Below are 16,811 nucleotides of genomic sequence, written 5' to 3'. Positions count from 1 at the left end.
TGCGCTGATGCACGTGCATCCGGCTGCAGCCTCTTTCGCCGAGCGCGAGGACGCACAGGCCTTCATACAGGACGTCGCGTCGCGTCACGGCTTCGAGCCGGCCGAACTGCAGCGCGCACTGGCACGCGCCAGCCACGAACCTGCCGTGATCCGGCTCATCACCCCGCCCAGCCGCAAGGGCACGCGCTCGTGGCAGAGCTACCGCGCGCGCTTCCTTGACCGAACCCGCATCGAGGGAGGCCTGGCCTTCTGGCAGGAGCACGCGGTCGATCTGGAACGGGCGGAGCGTCAGTTCGGCGTCCCCGCCGAGGTCATCGTTGCGATCATCGGCGTCGAAACGGTCTATGGCCGTCACACCGGCAACTTCGAGACGCTCTCCGCCCTGGCCACGCTCGCCTTTGACTATCCGCCGCGCGCCGACCTGTTCCGCCGAGAGCTCGAGTCGCTGTTCCTGCTGGCCCGAGAGCAGGGGCGCGACCCCGCGAGCTACAGCGGCTCCTTCGCCGGCGCGGTCGGCTTCCCTCAATTCCTGCCCAGCAGCATCCGCGCCTATGCGGTCGACTTCGACGGCAATGGCCAGATCGATTTCGAGAGCGACGCCATCGACGCGATCGGCAGCGTGGCGAACTATCTCCATGTCCACGGCTGGCAGCCGGACGCCCCGGTCGCAGAACGCGCGCTGGTGTCACCCGCGTCGGATGCGGCCGGTCTCGTCGCCGCAGGCATCGAGCCCTCGCTTGATCCCGAGCCGCTCGCATCCGCCGGTGTCACGACGCTGGACGGAACCCCGGCGGCGCTGCGCGCCACCCTGGTGGACCTCGAGACACCGGGCAGCGACACCGAGTACTGGCTCGGCTACCGCAACTTCTACGTCATCACCCGCTACAACCGCAGCAGCTTCTACGCGATGTCGGTCTTCGAACTGGCCGAAACGCTGCGCCAACGCCGCCTGATCGCCAGCCTCAGGACACGTGCAGCGCAGGGCGCGGCCACGAACTGAGGTCGAGGCGGGGCGCGGCACATCAATCGCAACACCCATCCGGACTCCGCAACGATGATCGACTCGAGCCCCCCTTCCGCACCTCGTCTCCAGCCCGCCACGCTCACGCTTGCCGACATAGGCGCGGCACTCGCCGCCGGGTGGCGTCAGTTCGCCACGGCCCCGCTGCTCAGCATGGGTTTTGCCAGCGTCTTCGTCGTGCTCGGCGGCATCCTGTTCGCACTTATCGAGGCCTTGGCGATCGCGCCGATCAGCCTCTCCTTCGCCGCTGGCTTCATGCTGATCGGCCCGGCGCTGCTGGCCGGCTTCTTCGCCGTGTCCGACCGGGTCCGGGACGGACAGAAACCGGAGGTCGCCAACATATGGCAGGGGTTCAGGAAGCTGCCGCGCGGCGGATGGGTGGTGTCCTTCGTCTGCGCCCTTCTCTTCCTGATCTGGATCACCGATGCCGGCACGCTCTACGGCTTCATGATCGGACGCGAACCGACCGCCTTCGCCCGCCTGCTGCAGGCCGAGGAGTCCGTTCAGCGCTTCCTGTTCTACAGTTCGCTGATGGGCGCGGTGCTGGCCTTCATCATCTTCGCGGTGTCGGCGTTCTCGATTCCGCTGATCTACGACGGACGTGCCGATCTCGTGTCCGGCGTTGTCGCCAGCGTGCGGGCGGTATTCGGACGCTTCCCGGCAACCATCGTCTGGGCCTGCCTGCTGGCATTCGTGATCATCGTCAGCGCGGCCCTGCTGCCGCTGCTGGTGGTCACACTGCCGGTGATGGCCTACGCGAGCCGAGCGCTCTACTTCCGCGTATTTCCGCCGGGCTGAGCGGTCCGAGGCTCAAAGCAGTGCGTCTCGCGGTATGCCGTGGCGCTTCAGGATACGACGCAGCTGCCCGAGCGCCTCAAGCTGAATCTGCCGCACGCGCTCACGCGTGAGCTCCAGCCGCAAGGCCAGTTCCTCGAGCGTCAGCAATTCGCACTCGTCGATGCCGTAACGGTGTCGGATCACGAGGCGCTGCTTGTCGTTGAGCATCTTGATCCACTCGCGCACCAGCCCTTCGACTTCGGAGGAGTGGATCTGCAACTCGGGGGTTTCCGCGCGATCGTCGGCCAACGACTCCCCGATCGACAAGCTGGGGTCGATGTCGAGCGGCGCATCGAGCGAGGCCGTGTGTTCGCTCAGCAGCAGGATGTCACGCACCTCATCTACCGTCTTGTCGAGTCGCTGTGCAATCGCATCCAGCGAGGATTCGCCGTTCGAGGCCGCTTCGATGTTGCGCTGCGCACGCAACACCTGGTTGAGCTCCTTCACCACATGCACGGGCAGGCGGATCGTGCGCGACTGGTTCATGATCGCGCGCTCGATGTTCTGCCGGATCCACCAGGTCGCGTAGGTCGAGAAACGAAATCCGCGCTCGGGATCGAACTTCTCGAGCGCATGCATGAGCCCGAGGTTGCCCTCCTCGACCAGATCGAGCAGGGGGATGCCGCGATTGAGGTAATGCTTGGCGATGTTGACGACGAGGCGCAGGTTGCGCTCGATCATAGTCTGCCGGGCGGTGAAATCTCCCTCGCGAACGAGCCTCGACAGCCGGAGCTCCTCCTCCGCGGTCAGGAGGGGATTGGCCCCGATCTCGTTGAGATAGAGCTGTGTGACGTCACTGAAGAAGTCGTTCTCGATGGCCGCCACCGGCACGGTCGCGAACACCTCCACCTCGGGGGGAAGATCCGGCTCATGATTTTCCAATTCATCAAGGCTCACCGGCTCTTCCATGCGTCCCCCCTCAGCGTGCTGGCAGGTACTTCATCGGATCGACTGCCTTGCCCTGTTTGCGGATCTCGAAGTGCAGCTTCGGGCGGTCGGCTTCCGAACTGCCCAGTTCAGCGATCTTCTGCCCCTGGGTCACCTGATCGTCTTCTTTTACAAGAAGTTTGTCATTGTGCGCGTAAACCGAGTTGTACTCCTGGTTATGCTTGATGACAACCAGCTTGCCGTATCCACGCAAGCCGCTGCCGGCATACACCACCTTACCGGCCGCTGCAGCCACGACCGGGTCGCCCACATTGCCGGCGATGTCGACGCCCTTGTTCGACGCCTCGTTGTATCCGGCAATCAGGCGCCCGCCGGCAGGCCACTGCCATTCGCCCGAACCCGTCGCCCTGGGCACATCGGGCGTCGTAGCAACCGGCGGGGGCACCGCAGGCTGGGCCGCCGCCGCGGGGGATGCCTTCGACCAGGCCTCCTCCGAATAGGGCTGACGCCCCCCGACAGGCCCCTGTTTCAGCGGCGCTGCAGCCGGCGACTCTGCACCCGGTGCGGGAACCGGCGTGGCAACGGCCCCATCACCAATGGGAATGGCGGTGGCGACGGCCGTGCCATCCACGCCCGGCGGAGCAACGCGCACGGTCTGCCCCACCGCGAGCTGGTTCGGGTCGGATATGTTGTTCCAGCCCACCAGATCCGGCAAGGTCACCCCGTACTGACGTGCGATGCCGAGCAGGGTTTCGCCCGGGCGCACCGTGTGCATGCCAGGCTGCTCCGCCGGCACGGCGGAGACAGCGGGCGGAAGGCCGTTTACGTCACGCACCGGCGCAGAAACCGTGGAAGCGCAACCTGCAAGAAGGGTGATCACCAGCGCCGCCGGGATCGCGTAAATACGAGTCTGCATCCGAATTGGGTATCTCATTCCGTACCTGCGAGAAGCGGAACGAAACGTACAGTCTCGTACCAGCTTTCCCGGAAAACATTGCCTTGTCGTTCGACCAGCAGAAGCCGCTGGTCCGCTCCGCCGACCGGAACGATCAACCTGCCGCCCGGGGCGAGCTGCGCTTTCAGCGCGGGCGGGAGTCCGATCGCCGCCGCGGCGACGATGATACTGTCAAATGGTGCTGCCTCAGGAAGACCCAGACTACCGTCCGCAAGTTTCAGCCTGACGTTCGGCAAGCGCAGGGGACGAAGGTTCGCTCGCGCGCGATCCAGCAAGGGCCGGATCCGTTCGACCGCGTAGACCTCGGTCGCGAGCTGACTGAGCACGGCCGCCTGGTATCCACAGCCTGCGCCTACTTCGAGCGTACGCCCCAGCTCTCGTCCCGCGCGCAGCAGTTCGATCATGCGCGCGACCACGAAGGGCTGCGAAATGGTCTGCTGGAAGCCGATGGGCAAGGGCGTGTCGTCGTAGGCGCTGTAAGCCAGTCCTTCCTCCACGAACAGGTGCCTGGGTACCCCCTGCATTGCAGCAAGCACGCGCTCGTCACGAATTCCCTGTGTCCGGAGGCGATCGACCATACGCGCCCTGGCGCGCATCGCCTGCCCGGCATCGGTACTGCGCATGTTCACCGCTTCAGCCAGTCGAAGACAGGAGAGATCAGCCCGGTGTGGGTCAGATCAAGCTGCAGGGGCGTGACCGACACATAGCCATTGGCCACGGCGTGGAAATCGGTGCCCTCTCCTGCATCGGCCGCGCCGCCGGCGGCGCCCACCCAATACACCGTCTCGTTACGCGGTGTCACGCTGCGAACCACGGGCTCGGCCTTGTGGCGCTTGCCGAGTCGCGTCACCTTGATACCCTGCAGGCGGTCGTAGGCGACATCAGGCACATTGACATTCAACAATACGGGTTGCGGGAAAGGCTCGCGCATGAATCGCTCGGCCAGATCGCGCGCGACCCGTGCGGCCGCCGTGAAATCCGTTGCCGACTTGCTCACGAGCGACACTGCGATGGACGGAACGCCGAGCAGGAATCCTTCGGTCGCGGCGGCGACGGTACCCGAGTAAACCGTGTCATCGCCCATGTTGGCCCCGTGGTTCACCCCCGACACCACCATGTCGGGCAGATGCTCGAGCATTCCGGTGACTGCGAGGTGAACACAGTCGGTCGGCGTGCCATTCACGTGATAGAAGCCGTTCGCAGTCCGGCGCAGCGACAGCGGCCGATCCAGCGTCAGCGAGTTGCTCGCGCCGCTGCGATCGCGTTCAGGGGCCACGACCGTGACGTCGCCGAGCGTGCCGAGCGCTTCGGCGAGCGCCGCAATTCCGGGGGCAAAATATCCGTCGTCGTTACTGACCAGAATGCGCATTTGAGACCCATGGGAAGAGCCGCGATGGCGGCCAGGAGACGCAAAATGTTAGCACAGCGCTCCGGATACCCGCCCGCAGAGCCCTGAAAACAAAAAACCGGCCAAGGCCGGTTTGTTTGATTGGTCGGGGCGGCGGGATTCGAACTCGCGACCCCTTGCACCCCATGTAAAGTGGGCGCAAATCACGCTCAGCCGACACAAACAAAAAATAGCTTTTCATTTTACCCCGTTTTTGACACTCCGTGTATACCCCCACAAACACCTGCCCTGTGCCAACTGACTCCAAACCCTTGCGAACACTGGCGGTTCCAACCAGTCTCTCCGAGTATCACCGTCTCAAGACGACCCAAAGCGCCATGTAGGCTGCGCCCCTGACGGCACTGCGGCATCCCTCTGGATCCGCCACCTCTGACACCCCTGTTGACACCCCTGGAACCCGTACCGCAAGATTGGTTTATGGGTACGTTAACGGTGAAAGGCATCGAGGCGGCAAAGCTGCCCGCCGGGAAGAAAGAGCACTCGCTGCATGATGGCGACAACCTCGTTCTACGCCTACGCGGCACAGCGGCCGGCGTGAGCAAGTCATGGCAGTTCCAGTTTCGGTACGCCGGCAAGCGAGACAAGATCTACATTGGGGCCTATCCTGCCATCAGCCTGTCAGACGCCCGCATCAAGTCACAGTCTTATAACAAGCTACTTGCAGACGGTGCAAACCCAAAAACTCACGTCGCGCGGCAAAAAGCAGAGGTGCTTGCGGATCATCTTGCGGTCGCTAGGGGCGAACTCCCAAAGACACTCTCGCAGCTTTTCGAACGGTGGAAGGCTGACTACCTGCACCTTAAACACAACGACAGCGGAAAATATCTGGCGGGTATTTTTGAGCGCCACATCTTGCCTAGCGCCGGCGAGCTGCACTTAGACACTCTTCGCCCCCGACACATCAAGGCGCTGCTGGACGCCGCACGCCGAGACAAGGGGCTTACTAGGACATGCGGTGTCATGCTCGCAGCCCTGCGTCAGCTCTTCGACTGGGGCTACACATACGAGTGGGTGAACGCCAACCCGACGGTTGGGCTGAAAGCGGACGACTGGGACGGAGACGGAGATGAGGGGGATCGTGTTCTGTCGGAACAGGATGTAGTAGATCTAATGACCAAGCTACCCGAAAGCTCGATGAGTGAGCGGTGGCAGCGAGCAACACTGCTGATCCTCGCAACCACCACGCGAAGCGAAGAGACTCTGCTTGCCGAGCGCAGCCACATTGACTTGGATAAGGGAACTTGGGTAATACCCGCAGCCAACCAGAAGACCACCAGACGACGGAAGCCCAGCGACCACCTGATCTACTTGTCACCGTTCGCCCGATCACAAATAGAAGCCCTACTTGCACTGCCGGGGACGACCCGATTCCTGTTCCCCGCGCGCGTTCGAGAAGGAGAGTTAGAACGCCCGGCCAACAAGAAGACGCTTTACCATGCCCTGACTGACAGGCAGATTGGCGGCGAACAGCACACTGGCCGCGCGTCTGACACCAGCAGTCTGCGTCTCGATAGCGGGCAATTTACGGTGCATGACCTACGGCGGACGAGTGCAACATTGATGGGAAACCTCGGCGTTAACGAGATCATTGTCGAGCGATGCCTAAATCACAGCCTTCCGGACAAAGTTCAGCGGATCTATAACCGCTCCGACATGCGAGAGCTCGTTGCCAAAGCGTGGATGCAGCTCGGCGCAAAACTCGAAGAATGTTCAAAAAAGGCCGACGCGATACGCAAGGATAATGCCCGCAAGAAGGCAATCTCCCTCGCTATTGCTGCGACGGAAGGAATGATATAGATGGTCGAGAAATTTAAGCCAGGCAACCGTTTCAGCGACACTGTGAGCATTGCTGCCGCAGCGGTAGAGTGGCAGGGACTCAGTGCTGCACAACAAGCACTGGTCATCGTTGAGGATGGCCTACCATTCCTTGCAGGCGTACCCGACCTCACTGCCCGAGCGGAGGCATTGTTGGAGGCTGCGGAGAGCAGAACCATCACTGGCTTCACGCACAATGAGAATGGCGGACCAGTGCCTGCCGAGCACATTCGACTCGACCGGGAGAGCTTGCTGGCCTGGGTGAAGCGAACCAACAGTCGCTTACCACCTCAAGTGCCCCGAGAGTCGCTGCTCGACTTACCCGACGAGCAGCCGGAACGACTGCTTCGAGCTGAAGAAGTCTGGAACCGGCTCGGCATCGGTAAATCAACGTTCTACAGACGCGTGCGAAGTGGTGAGATCAAACAACCGCACCTCGATACCCCTCCCAGGTGGCGCGAGAGCTATGTCAACTCGCTGATGAGCACAAGAAAGGCAGCTGACGATATCTGAATCAGCTTACCTTTCCCTACTTAACGACCGCTACACAGGCCATGGATTTAGCATAGACGACTATCCCGCCTCAGCCTATGCGATCTTCGCTCATCGCATCGGGCATAGCTTTTAAGCCTCTTTTGGTGACCGCTTAGCTATTCATCATCATCGAAACATGCGCCTCATAGCGTGAGAATGAGTCATCACGCTTCAAGTGCGCATAGCTGGCCAACACCGTCTCAAGCCTATCGTTGAGCAGCTCCGCAACTGTGAGGAAATCTCCCGGGTAGCGGCGAAGCCAGTCCGTGGCAACGAGATGCCGCAGGGCATGGGGCCCGAATCCAGCCGAGCCTGGAATATATTTCTGAGTAACCGCCTGAACCGTAGGGCCGAGACCCTCCCATAGCCTCACACTCTTGCCCGCGACAAAGAGATAGGGGCTTTCTTTCCCATCCAATAATGTATCGCGATACTCTTCAACATACTCAGAAAGACGCGGCGCTACCCAATCCGCAACCTTGACGTTGTAGCTCTTCCCACGCTTGCTATCGCCATTTTTCAATTGATGAGGCGCCAGAACAATCCGCCAGCCATTCTCTGACGTACGTCGCAGCGACCCATGGCCATCAGATAACCAGGTAAGCGAAGCAATGCTTCGCCGTCGCAGCGGGTTCGAAAGCAACAACGCAAGCAGCAGGGCATTTCGCTTATGACGCGCCTCGGACATGCTGCCCGGAGGGCAAGCCGCGGCCGCCGCATCGATGCGTTTAAGAGCCTCAAGCACAGGTTTCAATGGATAGGGCAACGACAACAGGTCTGCAATGGGTTCGTCTGGCGCTCGGCTGACACCTTTCGCGCTCCGAACAACCTGCCGCAGATACGCGTGGCTGCGAGCACACATCGTTTGCCACGCAGCCGCATCTGCTGGACGCATTTCAAGTGGCAGTCGCTCACGAAAAACCTCAGGCTGTTGCCAGAGATATCCTGTATTGGGCCGCAGTAGACAGGCAACAAATTGAGCAAACACACGCTGCCCACTATGTCGGATACCGTCCGACCGGTCCGTCATCCACTGCAAGTAGAGCGCCAAGGCATCGGGATGAGCAAGCCACGCAAGAGTTTGTGCTGGCTTTGAACGCCAATGAATTCCACCCTCTTGAACAGGCAGACGAAACAGGACGCCGAGAAATTTGCGTAAGCTGTCAAGCAGCATTTCAGCGCTCGGGCAGACCATATTTTTTCTACGTGCGAGAGAACTGATATTGTTGAACGTACCCTCTGGAATTAATCGCCAAACACCTTTTGAAGTGCGCTCAAGCTCCGGCATGCCGCCTGTCTTGTACGAGAACAATCGATACCATTCGCACAAAAATTCATCACCTAGCTCAGACTCAGCTAATATAAATCCATGGGGTATGCACTCGGCAATACGCCGCCGATGAGATATCACAGGCGCAGCGGGTTGCGCTTCTCTGTCCTTTTTAGCTGCACGACCAGTCATTGCCGCTGATCCACGAACCGCAAGCTTGACTAAAGAGTCGCGCTCAAGCCCGAGTGCAGCCTCGACCCGATGGAGAGATGGAACACCACGTTTGTTCGCACCACCTCCATTCAGCCAGCCGCGGACCGTTGCGGCGCTCACACCTACTTGGATTGCGAAAGTCTTAGGCGCAATACCCAGGCGTGCAATCGACTCCCGTAATGTAGTACTCAGACTCGCCCTCGTGTTTGGGGGAGGCACTACGGTCGCGGCACCGCGCTCTTCGTAGATGCGACGAATGAATCTCAGCTGTGTAACTCTATCCCGCTTCGTTCGCTCAGATACGTTTAAAGCATCAACATACTCACGCAGGCGAGTATCGAACTGACTCCCAAACTCGGCACCAACGTTAGCTTCAACCGTCTTGCCGCAGTTTGCTAGAAAGCCGTTTAGCGCACTCAAATGGTTACGATACTGCTGCAGTGCAGATGTTAACTCAGTATTTTCAGCGACGTTAACGCCGAAGTGTTTCTTAAGTAGATCAAGTAGTTCTGTATAGGGAAGGGCCATTGCGTTCTCCAGAGTTGAGGAGACCGCGAAAACGAAGGAGCAGTGAATTGGCTGGGTTACGTTATGGCCTTGAACGTTGAAATAACGTGAGTTCTGCAACGCATTGTTTAGTAAGATTTTTCCTTCCATCTATAGCGCTCCTGATTTTGAGTCTGAAGCGCTCACTTCCGTTATCGCGGGCTCGCTGATACTGTTGTATAGCGTCACGAGCTTCCTCTGGAGCAAAAATTTTCACGGAGGGAAATATCCGCGACCTCATGCGCACTTTTGAACACACGATCTACTTCCAAGCACGCGACGAGACTCTCTTGCAGGCAAGGGCCGCCGCTAGATCGAACGACTTGCCCAGTCGGCCTAGGAAGATGCACAACAAAGATGCACAACAAAGAACCCCCAGCTTGCTAGACGCAAGGTGGGGGCTAGAGTGCCATCTATAACCACGATCTCATGTTCAGCCGGCCTTTTCTTTAACGACTGAATAAAACCATTCTTCAGCAGCAGGCATTAATCTCGTATCTGTAGCCGACTGATACAGTAGCAAGACAAGCTGCTGAATCTCTGTCCGCGCGTCGTACAACATCTGACGCTCAACGCCAGTCTCGAGCGCATACGAAGACTCCGCGATGAAATCCAGGGCACGCTCTGTCAGCCGTCTAATCTCAGCTTGATCCGAAGAGAAATCAGCTGCTTCGATCTTGCCGGCAAGCATGAAGCACAAAATGGGCTTCAGTTGGAGATAACGAGCGACACGTCTGAGCAATTGCTCATTCGCGGACGCGAAACTGCGATCACCTGCAAGTAGCTGCCCGAGATATGCGGGACTGACGCCGAGCACTCCTGCTACATACTTCGCTCTATCGCCTTGGAAATACATTCTCTGCTTGATTCGCCCGGCTAGAGACCCGCCACCATTTTTACCTTTCATATTTCACTACCCTCGTCATTTTATGATCACAATGACGTATAGCGAAATGGAAGATCGAATAAATTCATTAGCAAGGAGCAGTAAATCTTTGCTATCAGCAGATTATTTTTCTGTTCGCGTTTGCTGCGCTAAGGTTCGGTCGAACTCGACTGACTCAGTAGGCCTCCAAGATGAAGCGTGAGCCATCAACGACAACTTTTTATAAGCGGGAAGTGAACTTACTCGGCGCGGCTGTTTACGCGCTCGGCCCTTACGATGGAGATTGGCATCGATTACTCTTGCGAGCAGCACTTCTCGCACTTGAAAGCGTTCGCTCGACAGCAACACGTGAGACTCTTGAGCAGCTTGTGCTTCAACTCAATCGATCAGACGAGTGCGCACACACGCTCACGCGTACTGTCATGTTGCCTGCACAACTGAACGCTGATGAAGTCGCGCAAGCAGTTGCTGACAAACTACCCTGCGACTCTGTTGAAGCAACACTCTTCAAGGACAAAGTTGTGGTTACTGCAACACTTCGTGGGGTAGCTGACGACGCAGCTTCATTCTTCGATGCATGCATCGACAGAGCGCTTGCCAGGGCAAAACGAGATGCTATTCGCGACCTATGAATTGATCGCTTACAGGATCGGTCTGCCGACTTGGCAAAAGAGGCAGTTGACTCGACAAACTGAGGACAAGAGACGGGGTACAAAATCGATAAAGTAACTTAATGCTTTCAGTAGAAGATTTCATGCAAATTTAAGGCAGCCAGTCGGACCGCAACGCTATACACATATGTAGTCCGTCGGCACATGCGCCTCATATGAGAGCGCTCCGAGGGCTACCGCACATGTGGACGGGAGTACAGACGCCAGCGCATGTGGGATATGTCGAACTGGGGGAAAGTCCTGAAACATCGATGAGGGGTGGCGAAGCTAGCGCCCCAGGGCGCAAGGCTCGCGGGTGAGGCGGCTCCGTCGGTCAGTCAGATCGGATGGAGAGGCTGATGAAGGCCCATCCTGCCATCGTGCTGGGAGGGCTGGGCTCAGCCTCACCATCAGTCAGAGAAGATCAAAGATCTCTGCAGGTAAAGACACAACATAGCAAAGAACCTCAAGGCTGAGCCTAAGGCTCAGATGAGGAGAGGAATCTGGGGGAGGCTCACTCAGCTCAGTTTGTTGAGTCCGTTAGATGTAGTGAGGGGGCTAAGCCCCCCCCCTAGGAGAACAATGGGCATATGGAGACGGACTCGATTAACAGAATACCTCCCAACAGGGGTCATCGAGAGCTGAAAGAGTATGCCGGGCTTGAGTAAAGACTTTGCCAAAAGCTAAAGAGCTTTAGCTACTGGCAGGTGCAGCCAAGAAGTCGTGTAGGCCGGCGAAAGCCGGCCTCGTCGCATCTGCCATGCCTTGTTGAGGCCCTCAGCGCTGATGCGCACCGTCCCTCTTCCCCACTTAGCGTTGATGCTGTCCATCGCCTTCATCACGCGCTGCGCACTCATCCCCGGCTTCATCGGCGAAAAGACTCTGTTGGCGCAGCTTGTGCGGCTGCAACTCAGTCAGCATCACCCCTGCTTTTTGGTACGCATAACCTGGTCGGTAGATGTGACCTTGCCCTCGAAATGTGAATCCCATAGCCGAGTCACATATTCGCTATTTTCGGTTGACCCGAGAGCCAGCGTTGCTCGAACTGCATCGGGCTGACATAACCCAGAGTGGAGTGCAGCCTGCTGCTGTTGTACCACAGCAGCCAGTCACTTCCAGCCCGCGAGGCCTTGGCTGACAGCAGCCCTGTCCTGAGTCAGCTTCCAGGCCAGTGGAAAAACACCCCGCAAACAGCCGCAGGATTAGCTCATTTGAAGCGTGTTGAAGCGCACGAGACCGTAGACGCTATACACAGCATCACCTTCAACGCTAACCCTACCCCTTTTGCGGTGAGGACATAGACGAGAGCAGTTCAAAAGGCAAATACACGTAACGCAACAGGGGCCATCCGAGATGGCCCGTGACCACACTGCCCGACCTGATTCTTCCAAGGCTACCCCGCCGCGCCTACTGCACTGACAACCCGAAACACGGCCTCATCATCCGCGGCCGGGAGGTGGCCAGCACCAAGAGCCACCTGCAACTCAACCCCTCAGCGCTTCGCCACTGGCTCCTGTTCGACATCGATGCCCCCGTTGCAGCCTTGGCATGGGAGCGCGCGAACCTGCCCCCGCCGAACTGGATTGCCGTCAATCCGGACAACAGCCACGCACACTGCGGCTACCTTCTCGAAGTGCCGGTCGTCACCAGCCCGGCAGGACACGACAAGCCCCTGCGCTACGCTGCAGCCATCGAAAACGCATATCGCCTCAAGCTGCAGGCCGACCCCGGCTACGCCGGCCTCATCTGCAAGAATCCCCTGCATGAGCGCTGGCGAAACTGGTTTCTGCACGACCATGCCTACTCGCTCGACGAGCTCACCGAGTGGGTATCACTCGCAAAACCTGCGCGCGCAACGGAGGAAAACGTCGGGCTCGGGCGCAACATCACGCTCTTCGACACACTGCGAAGTTGGGCCTACAGCATGGTGCTCATCTACAAGAGCGCCAACGCAACCCCGGACCTCTGGTTCCGAGCGCTGTTGCACGAGGCAGAAGGCATCAACAGCCGCTTCCCAACGCCGCTTCCCTACCCCGAGGTTCGCTCCTTGGCGAAGTCCGTTGCAAAGTGGACATGGCGGGTCTTCACCCAGCATGCTTTCAGCGAAATACAGCGCGCACGGGCTCTGAAGCGCTGGAGCGAGGCCGGCAGCGACTCGGCTGAGCACACCAAGCCATGGGAGCTCCTGGGCATTTCTCGCCGAACCTACTATTACCGCAAGAAGGCTGGGCTGCTGGTTCCGGCCGGTTGCACTGATGCCATATCAGATAACAGCGGACACGGGGGCGAGAGCGCCACAACCACTCACCCCGTAAGCGTGTGAAGCCCGCCCATCGCCATTCTCACTAGCGTTGGTGAGACGGAGCCCCACAGGTGCTCAACGCAAATCGAACAGACTTGACGAGCCCAGCCTGCACGATTGCCTGCACTCCTGAGCATTGCAGCGACACCCAGGTATGCGGATGATGAGCAAAACGAATCACACCGGGGAACAATAATGTGCGGTCGCTACGCGCTCTACGGCCCGACGTCCCGCCTGCGCGAACAATTCGGAGCGAGCATTGATGAGCTGCCGCCTGACTTCGGCCCGCGCTACAACGCGGCGCCACTGCAGGTGCTTCCGGTCGTGCGCCAGCGGCCGAACGGGAACCGCGTCGTGCACCTCCTGCGTTGGGGGCTGATTCCAAGCTGGTCGAAGGATGAAACCATCGGCACCAAACTCATCAACGCTCGGGGGGAGACACTCGCGGAGAAGCCCTCGTTTCGGGCAGCTTACAAATCAAGGCGCTGCATCATCCCAGCGAGCGGTTTCTTCGAATGGAAAGCGACCGAACAGGGTAAGCAGCCCTATTACATCCATCCGGCCGATGGGGGGCTTTTCGGCTTCGCAGGCCTTTGGGAAAGATGGGCCCCTGCAGAGGGCTCAGCTATCGACACCTTCACGGTCATCACTACCGCCGCAAACGACGCCATCCGCCCCCTGCACGACCGAATGCCCGTAATTCTTGCCCCACAGGACTACTCAACATGGCTTGCCAGGGCAACCGAACCTGACCGCCTCAGAGCCCTGATTGGGGCACGCCCCATTACTCCGGTCAGTCTGTTCCCGGTCTCGAGGGCCGTGGGCAACGTCAAAAACGACAGTCCCGACCTGATAGTCCCGGTCGAGTAGCGAGCGACTGACCTCACACCCACCGATTCCAGGCCATCCGCAGCAAGGCCGCGTTGGCGGCATGCCGGTCGAACCGCACGGGGTCGAAATCCTCGCCGGCCCACTCCAGAAGTCGGCGCCCTTCTTCATCCAGCGGTCGCTGCGAAATCTGCTCCATGAAGTCCACGTACGCCGCTGCACCGCCCACATCCTCGGGCGGACACGCTTTCTCGCCTGCAGAAACATAGGCGTAGCCACGCTGGTCCGCCTCGAGCGATTCGACACGCTCGACCACGATGCGGTGCTGCCAGCTGTCGCCGAAATCGTAGAGGTAGGAGAAGTGGTCGCCGGTGGTCGCTACGCGGTCCAATCTCACTCTGCGCTCATCAACGATGTCCCGCTCCGGGTCGTCTTCTGGGTGCGGCGTTGCGTAGGTCTTGCGTAAGCACCCGGCGAACCCACCTTCCCCCATCTGCCTAGCCCATTGAAGATCGTATCCATCAAGTTCGATGGTGGACACGATGGATGTCGTCATCCCGCGCCGGACTCGGCGCACGCACAGCGAAGCCTTCAAGCAGTCTGTGGTCTCGGCCTGCCGTGAGCCGGGTGTCTCGGTGGCCGGCGTTGCGTTGGCAAATGGCCTGAACACCAACCAGGTCCACCGCTGGATGCGCGAGCGCGGCATCGCGCCGCCGAGCCGGCGCAAGCCGCTCGGCGCTGAGCTCACGACGCTGTCTGAGCCAGGCTTTGTGCCGGTGCGGGTTGCATCCGCAGCCGAGGCGCCGGTGATCCGTCTTGAAGCGCAGCGTGGCAACGCCCGCGTCAAGCTCGAGTGGCCGATCCAGGCCGCCGATGCGTGCGGGGCGTGGCTACGCGAGTGGCTCGCATGATCCGCATCGAGGCGCTGTGGCTGTCGGTGGCGCCCCTGGACATGCGCGCAGGCATGGACACGCTGCTCGCGCAGGTGGTGCGCGTGTTCGGCCAAGCGCAGCCGCATCACGCCTACCTCTTCAGCAATCGGCGCGGCACGCGCTTGAAGGTGTTGGTCCATGACGGCTTCGGGGTGTGGCTGGCGTGCCGGCGCCTGAACCAAGGGCGGTTTCGCTGGACCGAGGGCCAGGGCGGTGTCGCACTCACCCGGGCGCAGTTCGATGCGCTGGTGCTCGGGCTGCCGTGGCAATGGCTGGGCGATGGCGGTGTGATCCGGACACTCTGAGTCCGCGCTATCGGCGGATGCCCCGATGGCGGCGGAGGCGTGCATCGGACATGATCGATCCATGCCGCTGCCCGCCGACCTCGATCAACTGGATGCCGACACCTTGCGCCGCCTGCTCATCGAGCAGGAACTCGAACTCGTGTGGCGCCAGACCAAGATCGAGCGGCTCACGCATGAGCTGGCGCTGCACAAGCGTCATCGCTTCGGCGTGAAGGCCGAGCGTCTGTCTAGCGAGCAGGTGCAACTCTTCGAGGAGACCGCCGAGGCCGATCTGGCGGCGATGAGCGAAGAGCTCGAGCAATTGCAACCGGATACCAGCAAGAGCCAGCAGCCCAAGGGGCAGGCCCGGCGCAAGCCGTTGCCGCCCGAGCTGCCGCGCACCGAGATCCGTCACGAACCCGACTCGACCACCTGCGCCTGCGGCTGCCCGATGCGCCGCATCGGCGAGGACGTGGCCGAGAAGCTCGACTACACCCCGGGCCGCTTCACCGTCGAGCGCCACATCCGGGGCAAGTGGGCGTGCGCGGCGTGCGAGACCCTCGTGCAGGCGCCGGTGCCGGCGCACATCATCGACAAGGGCATCCCGACTGCCGGGCTGCTCGCCCAAGTGCTGGTGGCCAAGTATCAGGACCATTTGCCGCTCTACCGCCAGGAAGGCATCTTCGGTCGAGCCGGGCTGGCGATCCCGCAATCGACGCTGGCTCAGTGGGTGGGCCAGAGCGGCGTGCACCTGCAGCCGCTAGTCGATGCGCTCAAGGCCGACCTGCTGGCGCACCCCGTGCTGCACGCGGACGAGACCCCGGTGGCGATGCTCGATCCGGGTGCGGGCAAGACGCACCGCGCCTACCTGTGGTCCTACAGCGTCGGCGCGTTCGATCCGATCAAGGCGGTGGTCTACGACTTCGCCGACAGCCGCGCGGGCCGTCATGCCCAGGCGTTTCTGGGCGAGTGGCGCGGCACGCTGATCTGCGATGACTACGCCGGCTACAAGACGCTGATCGCGCAGGGCGTGACCGAAGCCGGCTGCATGGCGCACGCGCGGCGCAAGTTCTTCGATCTCGCTGCCCAGGGCCAGAGCCAGATCGCCAGCGAGGCGCTCGAGGCCATCGGCCAGCTCTACGGCGTTGAGCGTGAATCGGCTGAACTCGACATCGATGCCCGGCAGCGCTTACGACAAGCGAAGGCCCGCCCCATCCTTGAGCGTCTGCATGCGTGGCTCTTGCAGCGGCGCACCCAGGTTCCCAACGGCTCGGGCATTGCCCGCGCTATCGATTACAGCCTCAAGCGCTGGGCCGCGCTCACGCACTACGTGGGTGATGGTCGCGTGCCCATCGACAACAACTGGATCGAGAACCAGATCCGGCCGATTGCGCTCGGGCGCAATTATGCGCGGCCCTCGATTATGCAAGGTTCGGTTGTAG

At 60.4% G+C, this 16,811-nt stretch carries 18 protein-coding genes and 1 pseudogene; 10 read left to right on the top strand and 9 right to left on the bottom strand.

From position 1 onward, the window contains the following. Positions 1-7 precede the first annotated feature (7 nt). Complete coding sequence (mltB, locus tag CGK74_RS16345; RefSeq protein WP_094269505.1) at positions 8-1,000, top strand: lytic murein transglycosylase B; 993 nt, start codon at positions 8-10, stop codon at positions 998-1,000. A gap of 54 nt (positions 1,001-1,054) precedes the next feature. Beyond that, a complete protein-coding gene (locus CGK74_RS16340) occupies positions 1,055-1,819 on the top strand; it encodes a DUF2189 domain-containing protein (RefSeq protein WP_094269486.1) in 765 nt (254 codons plus the stop codon). Between the two features lie 12 nt (positions 1,820-1,831). On the opposite strand, the gene rpoS is transcribed toward CGK74_RS16340, so the two are convergent. From rpoS to surE, 4 genes are read right to left on the bottom strand one after another with little or no spacing between them, the layout of a single operon-like run. Next, positions 1,832-2,767 carry an RNA polymerase sigma factor RpoS gene (gene rpoS / locus CGK74_RS16335; protein ID WP_094269485.1) on the bottom strand — a complete coding sequence of 312 codons (936 nt, stop codon included), beginning with the start codon at positions 2,765-2,767 and terminating at the stop codon, positions 1,832-1,834. Positions 2,768-2,777: 10 nt separating this feature from the next. Then, positions 2,778-3,680 (bottom strand): peptidoglycan DD-metalloendopeptidase family protein, encoded by a 903-nt coding sequence (locus CGK74_RS16330; RefSeq protein WP_420823181.1) that lies wholly within the window; start codon positions 3,678-3,680, stop codon positions 2,778-2,780. Further along, on the bottom strand, positions 3,677-4,324 hold the full coding sequence (locus tag CGK74_RS16325; protein ID WP_094269483.1) for a protein-L-isoaspartate(D-aspartate) O-methyltransferase: 648 nt from the start codon (positions 4,322-4,324) through the stop codon (positions 3,677-3,679). Before CGK74_RS16325 ends, CGK74_RS16330 begins: the two co-directional genes overlap by 4 nt. Positions 4,325-4,326: 2 nt before the next feature. Then, positions 4,327-5,070: a 5'/3'-nucleotidase SurE gene (gene surE, locus CGK74_RS16320; RefSeq protein ID WP_094269482.1), complete on the bottom strand. Its 744-nt coding sequence runs from the start codon at positions 5,068-5,070 to the stop codon at positions 4,327-4,329. A 471-nt stretch (positions 5,071-5,541) separates the two neighbouring features. Between surE and CGK74_RS16315 the strand changes: the two genes are divergently transcribed. Continuing rightward, entirely contained in the window at positions 5,542-6,906 is a 1,365-nt protein-coding gene (locus CGK74_RS16315; protein WP_165770100.1) for a tyrosine-type recombinase/integrase, read from the top strand. Then, positions 6,907-7,437: a helix-turn-helix transcriptional regulator gene (locus tag CGK74_RS18845; protein WP_133091922.1), complete on the top strand. Its 531-nt coding sequence runs from the start codon at positions 6,907-6,909 to the stop codon at positions 7,435-7,437. It begins immediately after the preceding gene. Between the two features lie 133 nt (positions 7,438-7,570). Here CGK74_RS18845 and CGK74_RS18840 read toward each other — a convergent pair whose 3' ends face one another. Continuing rightward, positions 7,571-9,598: a site-specific integrase gene (locus tag CGK74_RS18840; protein ID WP_133091919.1), complete on the bottom strand. Its 2,028-nt coding sequence runs from the start codon at positions 9,596-9,598 to the stop codon at positions 7,571-7,573. Between the two features lie 322 nt (positions 9,599-9,920). Then, positions 9,921-10,394 carry a hypothetical protein gene (locus tag CGK74_RS16305; RefSeq protein WP_133091917.1) on the bottom strand — a complete coding sequence of 158 codons (474 nt, stop codon included), beginning with the start codon at positions 10,392-10,394 and terminating at the stop codon, positions 9,921-9,923. Between the two features lie 170 nt (positions 10,395-10,564). Between CGK74_RS16305 and CGK74_RS18835 the strand changes: the two genes are divergently transcribed. Further along, a complete protein-coding gene (locus CGK74_RS18835) occupies positions 10,565-11,005 on the top strand; it encodes a hypothetical protein (RefSeq protein WP_133091915.1) in 441 nt (146 codons plus the stop codon). A gap of 701 nt (positions 11,006-11,706) precedes the next feature. On the opposite strand, the gene CGK74_RS19310 is transcribed toward CGK74_RS18835, so the two are convergent. Both CGK74_RS19310 and CGK74_RS18830 read right to left on the bottom strand, forming a co-directional pair. Then, positions 11,707-11,853, bottom strand: a complete 147-nt coding sequence (locus CGK74_RS19310; protein WP_240498762.1) for a DUF4113 domain-containing protein — start codon at positions 11,851-11,853, stop codon at positions 11,707-11,709. Between the two features lie 167 nt (positions 11,854-12,020). Then, positions 12,021-12,134, bottom strand: a pseudogene (locus CGK74_RS18830) (IS3 family transposase); the annotation flags it as partial. Between the two features lie 249 nt (positions 12,135-12,383). Between CGK74_RS18830 and CGK74_RS16295 the strand changes: the two are divergent. Both CGK74_RS16295 and CGK74_RS16290 read left to right on the top strand, forming a co-directional pair. Continuing rightward, positions 12,384-13,346, top strand: a complete 963-nt coding sequence (locus tag CGK74_RS16295; protein WP_094269478.1) for a replication initiation protein — start codon at positions 12,384-12,386, stop codon at positions 13,344-13,346. A gap of 174 nt (positions 13,347-13,520) precedes the next feature. Beyond that, on the top strand, positions 13,521-14,195 hold the full coding sequence (locus CGK74_RS16290) for an SOS response-associated peptidase (protein ID WP_094269477.1): 675 nt from the start codon (positions 13,521-13,523) through the stop codon (positions 14,193-14,195). A gap of 13 nt (positions 14,196-14,208) precedes the next feature. On the opposite strand, the gene CGK74_RS16285 is transcribed toward CGK74_RS16290, so the two are convergent. Then, a complete protein-coding gene (locus tag CGK74_RS16285; protein WP_240498761.1) occupies positions 14,209-14,694 on the bottom strand; it encodes a plasmid pRiA4b ORF-3 family protein in 486 nt (161 codons plus the stop codon). Between the two features lies 1 nt (position 14,695). On the opposite strand from CGK74_RS16285, the gene CGK74_RS16280 reads away from it, so the two are divergent. The 3 genes from CGK74_RS16280 to tnpC all read left to right on the top strand — a co-directional run. Further along, on the top strand, positions 14,696-15,064 hold the full coding sequence (locus CGK74_RS16280; protein ID WP_094269503.1) for a helix-turn-helix domain-containing protein: 369 nt from the start codon (positions 14,696-14,698) through the stop codon (positions 15,062-15,064). Then, positions 15,061-15,390 (top strand): IS66 family insertion sequence element accessory protein TnpB, encoded by a 330-nt coding sequence (gene tnpB / locus CGK74_RS16275; RefSeq protein WP_094269476.1) that lies wholly within the window; start codon positions 15,061-15,063, stop codon positions 15,388-15,390. Before CGK74_RS16280 ends, tnpB begins: the two co-directional genes overlap by 4 nt. 61 nt (positions 15,391-15,451) lie before the next feature. After that, positions 15,452-16,811, top strand: a 1,360-nt coding sequence (gene tnpC / locus CGK74_RS16270) for an IS66 family transposase (RefSeq protein ID WP_106408405.1), incomplete at its 3' end; no start/stop codon positions are given.

The sequence above is a fragment of the Thauera propionica genome, assembly GCF_002245655.1.
In the GTDB taxonomy this organism is placed as follows: domain Bacteria; phylum Pseudomonadota; class Gammaproteobacteria; order Burkholderiales; family Rhodocyclaceae; genus Thauera; species Thauera propionica.
The sequence above is the reverse complement of the archived record's forward strand: the minus strand, read 5'-3'. Positions and strand labels throughout refer to the sequence as shown.